Origin of the sequence: Nostoc sp. (assembly GCF_036919615.1) — a bacterium.
Classification (GTDB): Bacteria; Cyanobacteriota; Cyanobacteriia; order Cyanobacteriales; family Nostocaceae; genus Nostoc.
Genome location: NZ_JBALCN010000013.1, coordinates 19,538 through 38,614, shown reverse-complemented (window position 1 = coordinate 38,614; position 19,077 = coordinate 19,538). Strand labels below are relative to the sequence as shown.

Sequence of the window (19,077 nt, the reverse complement as noted above, 5' to 3'; positions counted from 1 at the left end):
TCAGGAGTCTATTATGTCTGAACTAGATAAATTAGAGTTTGTTGGTCGTGAAGAACATCTAAATCGAATCATTTCCCTTGTTCGGGAGCCTAATCTGCATGTTGTTTTGGTGGAGGGTAGAGGTGGAATTGGCAAAACTTGGTTGCTTCGGGAATTACAATCCCGCCTAAACCAAGTTCAGATTGGAACAAGTCAAATTATTGATTGCGATACCCCTGTTTTTAATGATGCAGAAGATTTATACACTCAAATCGCCAAACAATTATACGATTCTACATATAAAGAATGGTTGCTCAGGTTACGACAACTGCGAGAAGATGAAAACCGCCTCAGTCAAACTGCATACGAACAAGAACGTAGACAACTTGAAAAGTTCTTGGTCGATGAAATTAATCGAAAATCCAGACAACAGAGACTAGTATTTCTAATTGATACGGTTGAGAAGTTAGGACGACCAGAGTTAAGGGAAGAAGTTTGGGAGCATCTTGGTGATCTATGCCATCAATTAGATAATGCCGTATTGATTTTAGCAGGTCGCCCTAGTATTGCCCGTCAAATTCTGGAAAAATCATTCCAAGAAGATGAATTAACTTATTTTGAATTAAATGAATTTACTCATGAGGATGTGCAGACATACATTCTTTGCAAGCAGGAGCAGCTTCACTTTACTCTTGGACAAGACTTGGTTAAAAAGATCATAATTCTTTCTGGTGGTAGCCCGATCATGATTGAATTTGGAGTAGAGTATGCTTATCGGGAAGTCATCCCAGATTGGTTAGAAAGTGAAGATATAGAAACTATTCCAGGTAGGTTGGAAAAAGCTGGTGGATTTGAAGCTGAGATGGTTCGACATATTACGCAACTTCAGACATTAATGGATCGGCTAACCCTGTTGCTTTCACGTATCTACCCATTAGATAGCTCTGATATTGCTAATTTATTAGAACTATCTACAGAAGATGCTCAAAGATTATTTATTGATGCACAGAGCTACTTTTTTATCAAACCAGTAATGGGTGGTTCTCAAATATCATTACATGATATTGTGCGAGACTTGGTTGAGAAATATGTATGGACAGATATTGACCCCGATCAGGAATGGAGAAAACAAGATAGTCGGATTGCTGCCAAATATTTCAAGCAAAAAGATTATCAACTAGGCCCACAAAAAAGGATATTGGAGGTGCAACGTTCCTCTGATGATTCTGAGAAAGTCGCTAATATCGAGTTTCTAATTGAAGAAATGAAACAACTGCGGGAATTCAATACTACGCGATGGCTATGGAATGCTTTATACGCCGATCTGACAATCGGCTTTGAAACTTGGTATCAAGTTACTAACACGATTCGCACTCAAGCCAAGAAATTTAGCTTTGTAAATCAATTATTGGCAATTGCAAAACAGTTTGAAAAAGAGCTAAACCCTGATCAAAAACTTAACCTGATTATTTTTGAATCAAGGATTATTCACGCACTTAAAGGTAAAAGTACAACAGAACATGAGGTAAAAAAGCTAGAGGGAATACTATCCGAACAATCTTCTAATTCTTCTCATCAAGCAGATATTTATAATGTCTTGGGAATACTGAATACCAAGTTACATCTTTATGACGAAGCCTTGAAATATCAGCAGGAGTGTTTATCCCTAGTTCAAGGCAAAAAGCTATCATCTGCTATTCCGGCTGTAGCTAACCAAGTTGGTTATCTTCATCGACGAATCAACAACTTTAAGGAAGCTGAAAAATATTACAAACTAGGTTGGGATGCTGCTATGGAAGTTGACACTCCTGACAAAGGCTTAACTCAAGTTATGGCTAGTATTCAGAATAACTTGGGATACTTGTACGGACTACAAAAAGATTACGTAAAGGCTGAACAGTGTTTTAAAGCTGCTATTGATATGTGGTCGAGTGTTGAGAGTCAACGCGAAATAGCTGACGCCGAAATTGCCTCTGCTACTATTTCGGTAAATAATGGTAACTATGTTAAAGCTAAACAGCTACTTGAACGAGCGTTAAGCCGTTGCAACAATGAGGAAAACGATAATCGAATATTGTGTAGGGCATACTTTCAATTAGGCTTAAATCAGTGGTTTAATGCCGAGGTAGTAAATGAAACCCTTTGGGATGTGACACAGATACAGTGGGATCTCAATCTGCTAAGTCTTGCTCAAGATGCTTTAGAAAAAAGCCTGAAACTCGCAGAGAAATACGGAATTGAAGAGGAATTACCTGGAATTTTGCGCCAAACTGCCAGTGTCTATTGGCATATTGGGTTTCAAAGGTGCGATCGCTCGCTGCAAGAACAAGCTCTAAAACTCAACGAGCACTCTTATCAGACTAGTTTAGAATACAATGATACGCGATATGCCATTGACAGCCTGGTAGGTAAAGCAGAGTTTGATTATTATGCAAAAGCCTATGAGCGTATTTCAGATTATGCACGAGAACTTAGCGATCGCTTCCAATCCTATGAAAATATCCATCAACTATACTTTGGTCGGATATTACGGATAGAAGGTGATGTCGCTTTTCAAGAAGCTAACTACGATTTTGCTTTTAATAAATATGCTCAAGGAATACCCAAAATATTTCAGGATGGAGGTTTCGGGCCATATTCGAGCCAACATGAGCTAAATCTGCTCCAAAAGAAAATCGAACGCTTGCCTATAAAACTTTCTAAAACTCTAATCCAGCAACTCAAATCTCGGTGGAATGATCAGAAAGCTCTCAAGGAATGGTGTGATCAACAAATGTTTCTGACTCGAATACGTGCCACAAAACAGCCATCTTCTCATGTTTAGTAAAAAAATTGCTCAACCCAAAATTTTAGTTTCTCTCAATTCTACCTACGTACCCACTGGGCAATGCGATTGTGATGGAGGGGACTGTGCCTGTGACTTATCCCCTTTACTAGAATTAAGCTCAGATATCCGATTATCTGTGGGGATGTTAGAGACAGAGTTTATGAGAGTTCCCAACTCACAGATTATGAATCTAGATGATACTTATTCTATTTGTTATGGTACTCATCATCAAGTAGCAGTTATTAATAAATCAGCATTATATTTACTAGATCAATTTACAAATCCTCATAAATTAGATGATATTGTAATAGAACATCCTCATATTGACCCAACAGACTTACAGACAGCTATTCAGGAACTATATCAAGCACGTTTGATTGCACCAAAGAATAATTGCTCATTTAACCTAAATGAAATACCAGAAACTTTAACAGCATGGTTGCATATCACCGATCGTTGTAATTTAAGATGTGACTACTGCTACCTTCCTCATCTAGTAAAGGATATGTCAATAGATATAGGTAGAGCAGCTCTTGAATCTACATTTCGCTCTGCTAGCTTAAATCGTTACCGCCGCGTCAAACTGAAGTATGCAGGAGGAGAGGCATTACTATGTTCTCCTTTAATTAAGGATCTCCATTTGTATGCTCAATCCCTTAGCAAAGAAAGAGACATCATATTAGATGGAATCGTTCTCAGTAATGGAACATTGATTACGCCTGAGATTATTGAGATGATGCAAACATTGAATCTGCGTCTAATGATTTCACTAGATGGATTATCAAATTTCCACAATATCCAACGATCGTATGCAGGCGGAAAGGGTTCGTTTCAAGATGTTGAACGAGGTATTAAAATTGCTTTGCAAAATGGTCTGATACCAGATATTTCCATTACAGTTAATGGGCGTAACGCAGAAGGATTACCCGATCTGATTGAATGGATATTGGAGCATAATCTGCCCTTTAGTTTAAATTTCTATCGTGAAAATGAACTGTCAGCTTCTTACGAGGACTTGCAACTAGAAGAATCTCGGCTGATTGAGGGAATGTTGGCAGCGTTCAAAGTTATCGAATTGAAATTACCCAATCGAAGTTTACTAGGTTCATTGATTGATCGTGCTAATTTATCGTCTGCTCATAAACGAACTTGTGGAGTTGGGCAAAGCTATCTTGTATTTGATTACCAAGGGCAAATTGCCAAATGCCAGATGCAGCTACATAAAACTGTATCCTCCATTGACAATCAAGATCCTTTAACTGTTGTGCGACAAGATAAAGCAGGTATTCAGAATTTGTCCGTTGAGGAAAAAGAAGGCTGTCAGACATGTGAGTGGAAATACTGGTGTACAGGTGGTTGTCCTCTGGCAACGTTTAAGGCTACAGGTCGTTACGATATTCAATCTCCAAATTGCAATATTTACAAAGCTCTCTATCCGGAAGCTGTCCGACTAGAGGGCTTACGCCTTCTCAAATATAGTTACCTAACTAAGTAAGTAGGCAATAATAAATCAAAAACGAGAGTTTGATTATTTATGATTTATTTATTCTTGCTGTAGTTATTTTAGGTCTGACGATCATAAAAAATGCCAGCAAAGTAAAACCTAACATTTGCCAAGTCACCAAATTCCAGCCACCAAGATGCCAGCATAATAGACCAATGCTAGTACCTACAGCACCGCCGAGAAAATAGCTAGTCATGTAAACTGTGTTGATGCGACTATTCGATTCAGCATCAAGAGTGTATATCGTTGCGACATTAGTGACCTGCGTTGCCTGTACACCTACATCTAGTAACAATACAGCAACAGCGATCGCCAGCGCTGAACTAGAAGCAATTTTAGCAATTACTAAACTTGCAATCACCAGCGATACAGCAATAGTCAAGGAACGTTGGGAGTTACCTTGATCAGCTAATTTACCAAAAACTGGTGCCATCAATGCACCTACAATCGCCACAAAGCCATACATCCCAATTGTGTCAGATTGAAAATTAAAAGGCGCTCCACTTAAATGGAAAGTCAGCGTTGTCCAAAATGAGCAAAAGACACCAAACAATAACCCACCAATTAAAGACGTTTCTCTCAAGAGTGAAAAACGTTTTAATTGTTGAAGCGTTGATTTTAATAAATCTAAATAATCACCACTATATTCATTCTTGACATTAGGCAAGTAGATTTGTAGTAAGATAGTAACAATTAAAATCATTCCTGCTGAAAATCCATATACATAACGCCAACTCAACCATTCAGCAATATATCCACTAAAAACCCTTGCTCCTAAAATTCCGATCAATATACCAGTAAAAATGTTGCCTACAGTTTTGCCTGTAGTTACTCTATCTATACTTGCTGCTAAGGGAAGAATAACCTGAGCGGAGACTGTCGCAATCCCAATTGCTACGCTCAATATCCAAACCTCGACGATGTTTTGTGAAAACGTCATGAGAATCAAAAAACAGAACAAACATGTCAGTAAGCAAAGAATTAATTTTTTCTTGTTGATTTTATCGCCCAAGGGGATTAAAAAGAAAAGCCCAAAACCGTAACCAACTTGCGTAAGCACAGATATGCTACCCGCTTCGCCTTCACTGACTCCAAAAGAAGATGCAATATCTTTGAGGATTGGCTGATTATAATAAACGTTGGCAACACAGACACCAGCTGCGATCGCCATAATCAGTACTTGGACTTTAGTTAATCCGTTACTTGAGATTTGTTTTTGCATTCAAACTAAATTTATACAGGAAAAAACTGGTTTACAGTACAGCTAAAACCAGGCAATAAAGAAGAAATTATAATATCGCTACTAAATAGGGTTTCTACTAATTTAAGTTGATTGTCTTCGCGCCGATAGACCTCTAGTTTAGGCGATCGCCAATCAGCAATCCAATATTCTTTTACTCCTCTGGAAGAATAAAGTTTAAGTTTAGCTTCCTTATCCCGTCTTTGGTCTTCTTTACTAGCAGACAAAACTTCAACTACTAAATCTGGTGCGCCAGTTAAATGTCCCGCTTCATCCAATGTTAGCGCCAAGGTTTCTTCAGTAGCCCAAACTACATCAGGTATCACATTATCTGATTCTGAAAACAAAACGCCAGGGTTGATCGCAGCTTCCCCTAAACCAGAAAACTCCGACCAAACATCAAGCTGTTGGAAAATTCTGCCACAAGTTTGCTGATGTTTAAAGTGAGATGCCCTGGTCATAAATAATTCTCCATCAACTATCTCGTAGCGCGTCCCTTCATTTTCTGGTAAAAGTTCCAGGTCGTGAATTGTCCAGCGTACTCCTGTTGTATTAAGCATCTGACTCATCGGCTAACTCCTTTAATCTTGCTCTTGTCTTTTAATCATAAAAGGATGTTTGAAAATTCACAAAGTATACTAGACAAGGCTATTTTTTTCTAGACATAAATCGCCGAGAAAGGTTTATATCATGTCCACCAAATTACCCATAATAGAAGAACCCCACCCCCAACCCCTCCCCGCTTGCGGGGAGGGGAGCTAAAGCGCAGCTTTGGCGGGGTGGGGTTCTTGGGGTTTAATTAAGTAATCAAGCGGACATGATATTAGACATCCATATATTTGAGATTAGAAAAAAACTTGGAGGTTAAATCGTGCCTTGGGAAATAACTGCTGAGGAGTTGCTGGCTCGGTATGCTGATGGAGAGCGCGATTTTCAAGGGATTGAGTTGATCCAATCCGAGGGCATTCCCCAAGAAGCTTCGATTGACCTCGAAGGGGCTATTTTGAGAGATATCAACTTGCACGGAGCCGATCTGTGTCGAGCCAATCTGTGTCGAGCTGATTTGACTGGAGCCGATTTGTTTGGTGTTTCTTTGCGACTCGCTTGGTTGAAAGATGCCATTATCAGGGATGCTAATTTATATTCCGCCAACTTGCGTTGGTGTGACTTGACTGAATCCGATTTGAGAGGAACTAAGTTGGATTATATGAATGCTACTAGTGCTATCTTCTGTGGAGCCAACATCGATGGTTTCGAGTACGCTATTTTGATTAACACTAACTTCCGAGATGCTCGAATCTTTCCAAATATTATTTGGAGTTATGGTAACTTTGTTTACAAAACCATCATGCCCGATGGCACTATCAAAAGCGGGCCTTTTTTCGGAGAGTTTTAGTTCATCTTCAGTTGCAGCCATAAGGGTGCATTCGGAACAAGTTAAAAAGATATTTGTAAAGTCTCAATTCATATTAGCCCTGGCGAATATAATTCGTGGCTATACAGACAAAACCCACCTCCGTGGGTTTAAAGCCTTGATTTTATCTTAGTCCACGGAGGTGGACAATGCTAGTGTAGTAGCGAATTCTATTCGCCCAATACTTTTAAAACATCCTCTAAAATTTAATTATTACTTGCGATTTTCACGCCGCCACTTACCTCGTACTAAACGAATTTCATCAAAACTGTAGCTTTCACCTAGTTGTTCTCGAATTGGCGTTAAAGAGATATCACCAAGCACTTCTAAAACTTGCCAAATTTTTTGTTGATGTTCGAGAGATACTAACTGATTTAAATCTACAGGCTGATTTTTCTCAATCAAATCTGCCAAATGACGAATGATTGTCGTCGGACGAATGTTGCGTTTTTGGGCAATTTCATTAACACTCAAACCTTGTTTGTGCAATTGGAATGTGAATATTTCTGTGTCGGAAGGTAAGCTAAGAGAGGGTGTAAAATTAACCTGTGGTGGATCTACCAAACCTTTTTCTTGGCGGTAGGTGCGAATTTCTGTGAGGAACTTATCGCCATATTGGGAAAGTTTGTGACTACCTACGCCCGAAAGTTTACCAAATTCGGTTAGTGTTCTAGGTTGTACCTGTGCCATCAATTTCAAGGTAGAATCCTGAAAGACAACGTAAGGTGGAACAGACTGTTCATCAGCAAGTTGTTTACGGAGCGATCGCAACCTCTGCATTAATATCTCTGCTTCAGCAGCTTTTTCACTCCCTTCTTCCCAAGTAATCTTTTGTGCTACAGGAACAGCAAGGGAAACTGTGTGCTGTCGCCGCATCACTTCCCAACTGAGGGCGTTAAGTTTCAAAACTGAATAACCATCGCTAGTCTGTTCTAGCAACCCTTGATGTAAAAGCGATCGCCCCAGCATCCGCCATTCATCTACACTCTTATCTTTACCAATACCATAAGTAGAAAGTTTATCGTGTTCGTTTTGGGTAATTTTCTGGTTTTTTGCCCCCCGCAACACATCAATAATGTGCAGCATCCCAAATCTTTCTTTACAACGCGCCACACAAGATAAAAATTTCATGGCTTCAATTGTCCAGTCTTGCATTGGTTTGGGATAACGGCAATTATCGCAGTTACCGCAATTCCCACTAAAACGTTCTCCAAAATAACCTAACTGAATTGTGCGCCGGCAGACAGTACCTTCAGCATAATCAATTACCTGACGCAGTTGTTGTTTAGCAATCAACTGTTCTTGAGGATCAGTTTTTTGGTTAATACTCCATTCAATGGTTTTAATATCACCAAAGCTGAAAAAAAGTGTACACCGAGATGGTTCACTATCCCTTCCTGCCCTACCTGATTCTTGATAATAACTCTCCAAATTACGCGGTAAATCAAAGTGAATTACTAATCGCACATCTGGCTTATTAATTCCCATCCCAAAGGCAATTGTTGCCACCATAACGCGCACATCATCTCGAATAAATCGAGTTTGATTGCTACTGCGTTCTTCATCAGTTAATCCAGCATGATACGACAAGGCGGCAATCTGATCATTTTGCAATTTAAAGGTGAGTTCATCAACTTTTTTGCGCGTCAGACAATAAATAATTGCTGAACCTTCATTTTCTCGAACGAGTTCTAACAATTCAGCGTAAGCAGACTTGGTTTTAGAACGAACTTCGTAGTAAAGATTTTGGCGGTTAAAGCTAGCAATGTGGATACTGGGTTGCTTTAGTCCTAGTTGTTGGATAATATCAGCACGGACGCGATCGGTTGCTGTGGCGGTGAGGGCGAGGGTAGGGACATCAGGATAGCGTTTCCGCAGAGATTTCATCTGTCGGTATTCTGGGCGGAAGTCGTGTCCCCACTCAGAGACGCAGTGGGCTTCGTCAATAGCAAAAGCCGCAATCCCAATTTTTTCCTTGACTAAATCGAGAAACGGGAGAAATCTTTCACTCAATAGACGTTCTGGGGCGACGTAAAGCAATCTAACTTTACCGCTGAGGATGGCTTCTTCCCGCGATCGCACCTTATAGGGATTCAGACTACTATTCAAAAATGTGGCAGCAATGTTATTATTTCGCAGTCCTTCCACTTGGTCTTGCATCAAAGCGATTAATGGCGACACCACCACCGTTAAACCTTTTTTAATCAATGCAGGTAATTGAAAGCACAGAGATTTTCCCCCGCCCGTAGGCATTACAACCAATAAATCTCGATTTTGCAGCGCATCTTCGATAATTTGCCGTTGTCCGGGGCGGAATCTGTCGTAACCGAAGTGATATTTTAGCGCTTGTTCGAGATTGGGGTACTGAAGCATAGCGATCGCTTTTTCGGGGGCTGTCTGCGTGAGTAGTTATTGAAGATATCAGGATTTTAACTCACATCTTTGGCAGCTTTGGTCAGACCTGCGTTTCTGTTGGCGATGTCTACGACGGGCGTAGCTGCGGCACGCTCATCAACCTTCATACATGATGCGATTGCTTAACTTTCAAGACAGTTGCTATAAAATCGGTGATCGCCCCATTCCCCCGGTGTTCGTCTCAATCAATGCTATAATTAGCACAAATTTCTCACTTTAGGGATGCACGTAATCAGTAAAGTGAAATTACGGGAATTCTGGGTTCAACACGCTGATTCTGAAGATTCTCTCAATGACTGGTACAAGTTTGCATCTATTGCGAATTGGTCTAATTTGGTGGATGTTCAGAAAAGATATCCAAAGGCAGAAGCAGTTGGAAACTTTACAGTGTTTAACATCAAAGGTAATAACTATCGTTTGATAGTAGACATTAGATATTACAGCCAGACAATTTTTATTAAATACGTTCTTACCCATCCTGAATACGATAAGGAAAGGTGGAAAGATGACCCCTACTTCTAGTCAACAAACCTACACTGACTTACTAATTCAGTATCAGCCTAAGCCAATTAAAACAGAACAGGAGTATAACAGAGCCTTAACAGCAGTAGAGGGGATGATGTCTGGTGACTTGACAGAGGCTGAAACTGTGCTTTTTGAGTTATTGGTTCTTCTGATTGAGAATTACGAGGAATGTCATTATTCGATGGGTGAATCAAAACCTGTGGCTACTTTAGAATCCCTCATGCATGAGTTTGATGTGGAGCCAACTTCTTTATTAGGGGTTTTTGGCACTGTTGAGATTGTTAGGGAAGTAGTTAATGGTCAACGACAAGTTAGCCAATCTCAAGCTGAGTCCCTAGCTAAGTTTTTTAATGACCATTATTCTGGGCTTTCCCTAACGGCTCTTGACTTTGGAGATTAAACTGCCACTACAATATTAGCCGATCACACGCTCATCAAACATCATGCTAGGAGCGATCGCTTTTATTGTTTGACTCTCGCTATAAGATAGGCGATCGCACTTGGAAGATCAGGCGATCGCTTTTTCGGGGGCTGTCTGCGTGAGTAGTTATTAAAGATATCAGGATTTTAACTCACATTATCGGCAGCTTTGGTCAGACCTGCGTTTCTCTATACGGATTACCGATTAAAAAATTGAAAAATTTAATCTAAAATCCCAAATCTAAAATCTAAAATTTCGTCAGCATCCACCCAACCGAGAATTTGCAGTTATTACTTTACCCTTATGCTCTATCTGGGTACATTTTACCTGTGATTCTAAAGCATCAATCTTTCGTAAAAGTGACATTCCCCACATTATAGAAATCATCAACTTAATCGTCATGCCTAAGAGCAAAAATGTTACTATTCTGGCAAATTTCTGTTGTTGAGCCAGCCTTTTTTGTTGTTCTGCAAGTCGTGCTTCAACTTCTTTGGCACGTTCGGCCTCTAATACTTGCTGCATTTCTCGCCGATCTAATTCTTCACTAGCAGCTAAAAATCGATAATCTAAGTTGTTCAAGCTTTTGCCATTTGCCCAAGTTTGGGCATCAATCAAGGCTTGTCCACGCAATAGGCGAGATTCATCCTTTTCCTTTGAGGCTATCCATGCATTAAAGGTTTCGTAGTAGGGGCGTAAAGAAGCTAATTTTTTCTTAACCCATTTTAAATTGAAAACTTCTTGATAAATTCGGTTTTTGATTTGAAGAAAACCTTGCTTTTTGATCACCAAACCAGACAGCAACAGTTCTACCTGTTCTCGACTATCGTCGGCTGGTACTTCCACTCCTTGAAGGATTTGTTGATAAATTCCTAGCAATCTGGCAGCAAATTGTTCGTTTCTGAGGATGCGATCGCGAATTGTCCGCAAATGCTCCGGTTCATCAAGTGATTCCCATTTTTCGATGATGTGCGATCGCACCACATTTTCTATCCAAAATTCTTCTGTACCAGGGGGAATTTTGAGCTTTCTACCCACATCATCTTGAGATAAATTTACAAGTAGCCGACACAGCTTTTGAGTAAGAAATGGTTGCCCTTTTGTCCAAGCTAATACTTCTTTCAAAACTTTCTGGGGATGATTGTCTTTAATATTCAGTCCCAAAGATAATGGTTGAGCTTCTTCAAATGTAAAACCATTTACTTGTATGGCTTTACCAAAATTAAATGGTGTAGGATGATTTCGATAGAGAATTAATTCTGAAGGTGTCGCAACACCGAAAATTGCAAATGTAATCCGATGATACTCTGGATCAATTGCTCGTTGGTTATAGCAAAATCGAATTAAGCTAAAAAAGTCATCAGCAGAGAAATCAAGGCTGAGAATACTATCAATTTCATCAATAAAAATAAATAATCTTTCGTTATGAAATTGAGCTAACAGATTTTCCGAAATAAATCGACTGAGTTTCTGAACTGAAGAGATATCATTTTGTTGTTGATACCAACTTTTTAGATTGACTTTTCCTAACAGTTTAAAACCTAAGCATAAGTCTCCGATAATTCCTTTATACCACTGCTCTGGAGTTATATTTTTGCAACCAATATTAGTCATATCAACGGTTGCACATCTAAAGCCTTCTTGTTGCAAGCGATCCTTTGTTTTGACCATAAGTGAGGATTTGCCCATTTGCCTACAACTAAGGATGTAGCAAAATTCACCCTGTTTCAAGGCTTCGTAAAGTTCTACATCTGCCCTGCGCTCAACATAGCTAGGAGCGTCACTGGTTAAAGTACCACCAACTTGGTATCGATAATTGTTCATTTGATTTAAAATTTAAAATTCGTTCTCGTTCTTAATAAATGAATTAGTATCGGGACAATTGATAAAATTCATCTTAAGAATGAGAATTAATTATTTTGATTATTTGTCTTTCAACAGTTTACCAGAACTATTATTACCCTGAGAGGATGTTTGAAAAGTCCTCTTGTCGGTATCAAAAGTTTTAGATCCCTCTAAATCCCCCTTAAAAAGGGGGACTTTGATTCCGGTTCCCCCCTTAAAAAGGGGGGTTAGGGGGGATCTAAAAGTGCCTAAATTTACAGAGAAACACTTTTCAAACAACCTCTGAGTGCTTTCCAAGCTGTTGACTAAAATAAAGGCGATATAACTCACACATCGTGTGAGCTTGATTGCCGTTTAGTTGAACCAAACCCATGCTTTCTAACTTATAAGCAGCGATCGCATCTAGCTCTACTTTTTCATCTGTTGCAATTACCTGTTGCATAGCTGACATTAATTCTGGTTCTTTTTGGAGTAGGGTCAACAGTTCTCGTAAATGCTGACTGTAAATTCCCACTGGTGTAGATGCAGTTTTTAGTAACACCTCTAATGTTATTTGCTTCTGACATAGATGATAAAGCGCAAGGCTCACCAAATAGGGATGTCCTCCTACCATTGTTTGTAGGGGTACAAGGCGTTTTGCCCCTTCAGAGTCTGCCGCACAATGTAGTCCATAACGTAATGCTAAATTCTGTACCTGATTGAGAGTAAATGGTGGCAGCGTAATTGTTATCCCTACATTGAAAGGCGATTGGTTAAGATTGAGCGGAATATAAATTTCTGTCGTATGAACTACTACCATCCGCAGTTTTTGCCAGATTTGATTCTGCTTTGCTTGTTCATGCCAACATCGCAGCATTGGCAGAAAGTCTTGGGCAATATTGGGATGTTCAAAAACTCGATGGACTTCATTCAAAGCCAAAACTACAGGACTATGCTCAATGTATTGCAGCAGATACGCTTCAAAATAGATTTTGCAGCTTACCTTGCTGCCCATTTCCGTATCCCAAAAATCATCTAGACTGGGAAGGAGATTTAACTGCCTGCTGACATTGACACAAAACCAACGCAAAAATTTATCAAGGGAAGCAAAAACGTCTTGGTCAGCTTCTTGAAAGTCCAAATAGACAATTTGATAATCTTGCTCTCTAGCATAAGCAATCATCCGGTTAAGCAGTGAACTTTTTCCCATCTTTCTAGGTGCTTTAATCCGGATTAAGCAACCAGGGTGTAAAATCTCGTTACAAACAAGTTCTTCCAAGGGAGGGCGATTAATGTAAAAAGGAGAACCCAGTGGTACAGGGCCGCTAGGAAATTCTATCTTGCTTGTTGAAAAAAAGTCTGGAGATATTTCTAAGCTAGATTCTTCGCTGAACTGATGTTGGCTCTGATTCTCCCGATCGCCTATCTTGTCTTGCAGGTATTTATTCAAGGCTAAATGCAGATTTTTTTTCGTTACTCTTTTTCCAAGCGCAACGGAAAGGTCTTGCCACAACTCAGAGCCAACTTCCTTAATGTAATTGTTGCGGTAGCCTGATGCCTTTGCCATTTCACTGTAACTTTTGCCCAACCACGATTGAGAGAGCACAAACCACTGAATGGAAGCAAGAGGCTTGTCTTGCAAAATTCTTTCTACTGCTTGCTGAATATCTTCCACGGATATTAAAGGTTAAACAATTAGTAGATGCATTTATCCACTTTGGTCTAGTAATAATATACTACCGAATAAATACTTAAAAAAAGAAAAAAATGTATATGGGTAAAAAATTTTATGCTTTATTAATCTTCAAAGAAAGAAAATTATTAATGTGACACTTCAGAGTAGCAAAAGTGGATTTTAGTGGGAATCAGCTGCTACAAATGGGGATTCAAAGATATTACTTCTTCAGTGCCAGAGTCAAGCCATCTGCGATCGCTACTAAACTAAGACTAACTCGCTGGTCTTGATGCAGCTTTTGATTAAAGCCACGAATTCTTTTAGTTCTATTATCTTGCACTTGGGGATCGGCAACCCTGCCTGACCAGAGAACATTATCGATCGCAATCAGTCCCCCCACTCGCACTAATTGCAGCGATCGCTCATAATAGCCATCATAGTTGCTCTTATCTGCATCGATGAAGGCAAAATCAAAAGTTTCCGCTTCTCCTGTTGCCAGTAGCCGATCCAAAGTCTGCAAAGCTGGGGCAATGTGCAGTTGAATTTTATCCGCCACTCCTGCTTGCTGCCAATAGCGTCGTGCGATCGTTGTAAATTCTTCACTCACATCACAGGCTACCACCTGACCGTCGCTCGGTAACGCCAATGCCACCACTAAGGCACTATAGCCTGTAAATACCCCAATTTCCAAAGTTTTCTTAGCTGCCAACAACTGCACCAGTAACGCCAGAAACTGCCCCTGTTCGGGAGCAATCTGCATTCTGCTGATTGGATACTGGGCTGTTTCGTGTCTGAGTTGGGTTAAAATCTCTGGTTCTCGCAGAGAGATTGATAGTAAATAGTCATAGAGGTTTTGTTCGATTCCTAGTGTTTGAGTTGTCATAACGCAATACGCTTGGGTTAAGGAGAATCGTAAGTTGGGTTGAGGAACGAAACCCAACATTTTCAGTGGTTTGTTGGGTTTCACTTCCCTACGGGACGCTGTTCGCGTTCGTTCAACCCAACCTACGCGGTTTATGGTTTTTGACGCTAACCCAAGCGTATTGTGTCATAACGTGCGTTCCTGCAATCCATAACGTTCGCTTCATTCTGGGATTGAACCCAATAATCACGCTTGCGATCTGGTTAGCGATCGCCAACTCAACACTACACTTAGTACAGCATTTCATTAATTCGTAGCGAATTAAATTTGGCAATATCCAGCAATGCCAATGCGTCGCTTTGCATTGTTAATGTATCGGCTGCATTCTTAATGCGTCGGTTTGCATTGTTAATGCGTTGGTTTACATTGTTAATGCATCGGCTTACATTGTTAATGCGTCGGCTGCATTGTTAATGCGTCGGCTGCATTGTTAATGCGTCAGCTTGCAGTGCCAATGTGTCGTTTGCATTGTTAATGCGTCAGCTTACATTAAAAACGCTACGCTTTTACGCAAAGCTGTACTTAGTACTTAATATATAGTCTTTTTCTTTACCTTTAATTAGAAATATGCAGAAAACCCGAAATGCAATCTTCAAAACCCCAAAACTTTTGAGAATTGAATATCTTTGAAATTGGGGATGAAAGCTAATAGCAGGAAATATCAAAACTTTGATAAACCGCGTTTACGTTGAAAAGTGTAGCTTTGTATGAACAGAAAAACCCTCATCCCCTAGCCCCTTCTCCCAATATTGCCAGAAGCGGAGCTGGAAAGAAGTCCCTCTCCCAAGTAGAAAGAGGGATTTAGGGTGAGGGCAAAAACTACGGTTCTCAACATAGATGAGGTTTATATATAGTTAACTTCCTAAATTTCCCAGCAAAATACTCAATCCACTACCTAATATTGACAGGTCAAAGAAATTCAACTTATCGTCTGGAATAACACTTGACTTTTGTGTAAGAACTTCATAACTGAACTTTGATCACCCAGAGGTTTTTGTAATGCCTATCGATTTATTGAGCCGCAAAAAAACTCATTTTGTCTTGTGGCGTCCCGGTGCTTCAGAACTAGCTCCCACTCTCTATATTGGCAACACTGCTCCCGAAAGCCCAGACAGATTAGCTCAATTTAAAGAAATTCCACTTCGTCAATCAACAGAATTTCCAGAATTGTGGGAAGTTTCGGCTCAAGAATCTGGTCTGACTGAAGGAGGGGTCTACTTTTACTGGTTTAAAGTCCGCAACTCAGACCCTTACGACTCTGCCAATGCTAACCAAATTCTCTACTGCACAGATCCAACAGCAACGACTGTGGATCGACGCTTACGTGCACCAACGCCGTCAGAATCGGGAGGTGTTGCTAGCTTCGATCCGGCAAGCGTCGTGCTTTATCAAAATGGGACGCTGATTCCCTGTGATCCTGAAGGGCAAACTGTAAATTGGGAAGGCGATGCTGCTTTAGAGACGCTGCCAACTAATAATCAACTGGTGATTTACGAATTACCAACCCGCTGGACAAAGATTAACTCAAATGGATTGATTGAAGAAGGAACCGGCACATTTCGTGATGTACTGGCACTATTAGTACCAGAAGCGATCGCTCCTACTTTTCCCATACTCAGCGCCTTGAATAACCGCGCTCATCTTCTGGAACTTGGAATCAACGCCTTAGAACTTCTGCCACCAGAAGACAGTGATGATAATCTCAATTGGGGCTATGGTACAGCAAATTATTTTGCAGCAGATTTTGACTTAGGACGCCCAGATAGCGAGTCAGCACCTAATGCTTCGACTGATTTAGCTAATCTAATCAAAGTTTGTCATCAGCAAGGGTTGCGCTTTTTTGTAGATGTGGTGATGGCATTCTCGCGGAATAATCCTTACCATAACGTTAATTTTTTGGAATTTTACATCAAATGGGCCAGTGGTGATCCAGAACAAGGGTCAAGAGATGGCTTTGGTGGCGATTTATTTAAGTACGACTATTGGGTAGAGGGCTATAACCCGATTACTGGGCAAAAATCCTGGCTTGTCCCAGCCCGTGAATACTTAAAAACCCATATTGCCCACTGGTTGGAATACTATCGGGTTGATGGTCTGCGGTTGGATAGCGTCAACAATATTGCCAATTATGACTTTTTACAGGAATTCAAAGATTTTGCCCACACCCTTTGGGACAAAAGAGGCGGAACCGGCGATAGGTTCCTTGTAGTTGGCGAAGAGTTGAGTGTACCCCTATCTCTCATCCACCAAAATCGTCTAGATGGACTTTGGAATGAAAAGTTCAAGCAAATCATCCGACAGGTGATTTTAGGTAAAAATGCCTGGGATGAACCCAGCTTTGAGTGGAGTATCCGCAAACTAATTGATTGCCGAAACTTAGGCTTTACAGATGGTTCTCAGGCGGTAAACTATATAACTTCCCATGATGTTGGCGGTTATGGTAACGAGCGTTTCTTCAGCTACCTTGTTAGTAATGGAATTGATCATACTGAACCGCGGATTAAGTTAGCATTTGTCTCTCTGCTTACCGCTGTAGGAATTCCCATGATCCTTGCTGGAGATGAATTTGCTGATCAGCAGGATTTGCCTCCTACGGATGATCATAAACAGATTGACCCTGTTAATTACAGCCGTGTGAAAGATGATTGGCGGCAACGCATTTTCCAATACGTTGCCAGGTTGGTTCGCTTGCGTAAGACTTCCGATGCTTTAGCTGTAAATGATACTCAATTTCTTCATGTTGACTTTAATGATGGTAAACGAGTTCTAGTCTGGCAGCGTGGTAATAAAGCCGATCAATTAGTAGTTGTAGTGGCGAATTTCTCTGACTACAGCACTCCTGTTGGTTCTGAGTACAGAATCCCGAATTGGCCTGCAACCCCAGTTGGCAAACAGTGGAAGGAAATTACTCAAGAGCGGATAGTTCCATCAGAATGGGTAGGCAGAGAAGGTATCTTCCCTTGGGAAGCAAAAGTGTACGCTGTAGTTTAATCTTGATGCCGCTCAGTGAAAGATCATGTTAGGTCAGGTTTGGTACTTCAACCTGACCTATTTCAATTGCCAGGATGAGATACTACAAAATTTGGATGCTTAATTCTGAAACTCAGCGGCTACATCCATGATTATGTGTACAAATGACTCTGAAAGTGATCTAGTTTGTAATTATTATGCAATAAACCAGCGCACAGACATTCTATATGTAGAGATATTGCATACCAAGCCTTTACTTGAGTTACTCGCCTAAACCCTTCTAGAATTAAAACTATTGTAGGGAAATTGTATTAATAAACTTGCTTTTATTCTGGGAGGTATGATGAGCCGTCCAATAATTCTTGGTATTGTCGGCGACAGCGCTGCTGGGAAAACAACACTAACGCGCGGAATCGCTCAAGCACTCGGCCCAGAAAATGTCACAATCATCTGTACAGATGATTACCACCGTTACGATCGCAAAGAACGTGCAGAAATTGGGATTACCGCTCTCCACCCCGACTGCAACCACCTAGATATTATGCAGCAACACCTGTCGCTGCTACGCACAGGACAACCAATTCTTAAGCCAGTTTACAGCCATAAAACCGGCACATTCGAGCCACCAAAGTATATCAAGCCCAATAAATTCGTGATTATTGAGGGATTACTCGGTTATTCTACCCGTGCTGCCCGTGATTCTTACGACGTTAAAGTTTATCTTGCACCTCCAGAAGAACTACGCGCTAAGTGGAAAGTCAAGCGAGACACGCAAAAGCGGAGCTACACTGCCCAACAGGTGCTAGCGGAACTAGAAAAGCGCGAACCAGACTCAGCAGAGTTTATCCGTCCGCAGCGGCAATGGTCTGATATAGTAATTAGTTTCTACCCACCTACAGACGAAGATGATGAAACCAATGGACACCTGAATGTCCGCCTGGTACTGCGTCCGACAATTCCGCACCCAGATTTCACCCCAATTACCAACTCTAGTTCTGGTAATTCTGACTCAGCCATCCGCTTGGGGCTAGATAGGGATATGAGTAAGCCTGTAGATGTCTTAGAAGTTGATGGTCATGCAACTTTAGAACAGGTGAATAAGCTAGAACATATTATTTGTTCTGATATGCCGTATTTACGAAATATTTGCGATCGCGAAAGTAATCCAGAACTGGGTAAAATCGCTGGTACAACTGGGGAGACATTGCAAAGTTACCCCCTCGCCCTTACTCAATTGATCATTACCTACCACATGTTGAAAGCAACGCAAATTTATCAGTGATCAGCGAAGATGAAGGGGTTTAACAAGTTTGCGATCGCGTTTAGTCTTGGGCTGTTGAATTATGCGATGCCTACGGTGGTAA

At 40.6% G+C, this 19,077-nt stretch carries 14 protein-coding genes; 7 read left to right on the top strand and 7 right to left on the bottom strand.

Translation table 11 applies throughout. The features are described from left to right. Nucleotides 1-13: 13 nt before the first annotated feature. Nucleotides 14-2,803, top strand: coding sequence for a tetratricopeptide repeat protein (locus tag V7K48_RS05775; RefSeq protein WP_335070440.1), 2,790 nt, complete (start codon nt 14-16; stop codon nt 2,801-2,803). After that, a complete protein-coding gene (locus V7K48_RS05770; RefSeq protein ID WP_335070438.1) occupies nt 2,796-4,301 on the top strand; it encodes a radical SAM/SPASM domain-containing protein in 1,506 nt (501 codons plus the stop codon). Before V7K48_RS05775 ends, V7K48_RS05770 begins: the two co-directional genes overlap by 8 nt. Nucleotides 4,302-4,338: 37 nt before the next feature. On the opposite strand, the gene V7K48_RS05765 is transcribed toward V7K48_RS05770, so the two are convergent. Further along, the gene (locus tag V7K48_RS05765) at nt 4,339-5,532 is read right to left on the bottom strand and encodes an MFS transporter (RefSeq protein WP_335070436.1); all 1,194 of its coding nucleotides are present in this window, start codon (nt 5,530-5,532) and stop codon (nt 4,339-4,341) included. A gap of 11 nt (nt 5,533-5,543) precedes the next feature. Further along, the gene (locus V7K48_RS05760) at nt 5,544-6,119 is read right to left on the bottom strand and encodes a Uma2 family endonuclease (RefSeq protein WP_335070434.1); all 576 of its coding nucleotides are present in this window, start codon (nt 6,117-6,119) and stop codon (nt 5,544-5,546) included. A 302-nt stretch (nt 6,120-6,421) separates the two neighbouring features. On the opposite strand from V7K48_RS05760, the gene V7K48_RS05755 reads away from it, so the two are divergent. Beyond that, nucleotides 6,422-6,946, top strand: a complete 525-nt coding sequence (locus V7K48_RS05755) for a pentapeptide repeat-containing protein (protein WP_335070432.1) — start codon at nt 6,422-6,424, stop codon at nt 6,944-6,946. 231 nt (nt 6,947-7,177) lie between these two features. On the opposite strand, the gene recQ is transcribed toward V7K48_RS05755, so the two are convergent. Then, the gene (gene recQ, locus V7K48_RS05750; protein WP_335070430.1) at nt 7,178-9,337 is read right to left on the bottom strand and encodes a DNA helicase RecQ; all 2,160 of its coding nucleotides are present in this window, start codon (nt 9,335-9,337) and stop codon (nt 7,178-7,180) included. Between the two features lie 264 nt (nt 9,338-9,601). Between recQ and V7K48_RS05745 the strand changes: the two genes are divergently transcribed. Both V7K48_RS05745 and V7K48_RS05740 read left to right on the top strand, forming a co-directional pair. After that, nucleotides 9,602-9,901 carry a type II toxin-antitoxin system HigB family toxin gene (locus tag V7K48_RS05745; protein ID WP_335070428.1) on the top strand — a complete coding sequence of 100 codons (300 nt, stop codon included), beginning with the start codon at nt 9,602-9,604 and terminating at the stop codon, nt 9,899-9,901. Beyond that, nucleotides 9,885-10,304 (top strand): helix-turn-helix domain-containing protein, encoded by a 420-nt coding sequence (locus V7K48_RS05740; protein ID WP_335070426.1) that lies wholly within the window; start codon nt 9,885-9,887, stop codon nt 10,302-10,304. Before V7K48_RS05745 ends, V7K48_RS05740 begins: the two co-directional genes overlap by 17 nt. A 279-nt stretch (nt 10,305-10,583) precedes the next feature. Here the strand turns inward: V7K48_RS05740 and V7K48_RS05735 are convergent, their stop codons facing one another. The 4 genes from V7K48_RS05735 to V7K48_RS05720 all read right to left on the bottom strand — a co-directional run bounded on the left by V7K48_RS05735 (nt 10,584) and on the right by V7K48_RS05720 (nt 15,017). Beyond that, complete coding sequence (locus V7K48_RS05735) at nt 10,584-12,146, bottom strand: AAA-like domain-containing protein (RefSeq protein ID WP_335070423.1); 1,563 nt, start codon at nt 12,144-12,146, stop codon at nt 10,584-10,586. A gap of 292 nt (nt 12,147-12,438) precedes the next feature. After that, on the bottom strand, nt 12,439-13,827 hold the full coding sequence (locus tag V7K48_RS05730; RefSeq protein WP_442949410.1) for an AAA-like domain-containing protein: 1,389 nt from the start codon (nt 13,825-13,827) through the stop codon (nt 12,439-12,441). A gap of 214 nt (nt 13,828-14,041) precedes the next feature. Continuing rightward, the gene (locus tag V7K48_RS05725) at nt 14,042-14,704 is read right to left on the bottom strand and encodes a class I SAM-dependent methyltransferase (RefSeq protein ID WP_335070420.1); all 663 of its coding nucleotides are present in this window, start codon (nt 14,702-14,704) and stop codon (nt 14,042-14,044) included. A 112-nt stretch (nt 14,705-14,816) separates the two neighbouring features. Next, complete coding sequence (locus V7K48_RS05720) at nt 14,817-15,017, bottom strand: hypothetical protein (RefSeq protein ID WP_335070418.1); 201 nt, start codon at nt 15,015-15,017, stop codon at nt 14,817-14,819. Nucleotides 15,018-15,742: 725 nt separating this feature from the next. Here V7K48_RS05720 and V7K48_RS05715 point away from each other — a divergent pair. Next, on the top strand, nt 15,743-17,734 hold the full coding sequence (locus V7K48_RS05715) for an alpha-amylase family glycosyl hydrolase (protein WP_335070416.1): 1,992 nt from the start codon (nt 15,743-15,745) through the stop codon (nt 17,732-17,734). A gap of 322 nt (nt 17,735-18,056) precedes the next feature. After that, the gene (locus V7K48_RS05710; RefSeq protein WP_335070476.1) at nt 18,057-18,995 is read left to right on the top strand and encodes a phosphoribulokinase; all 939 of its coding nucleotides are present in this window, start codon (nt 18,057-18,059) and stop codon (nt 18,993-18,995) included. The last annotated feature ends 82 nt before the right edge of the window (nt 18,996-19,077 follow it).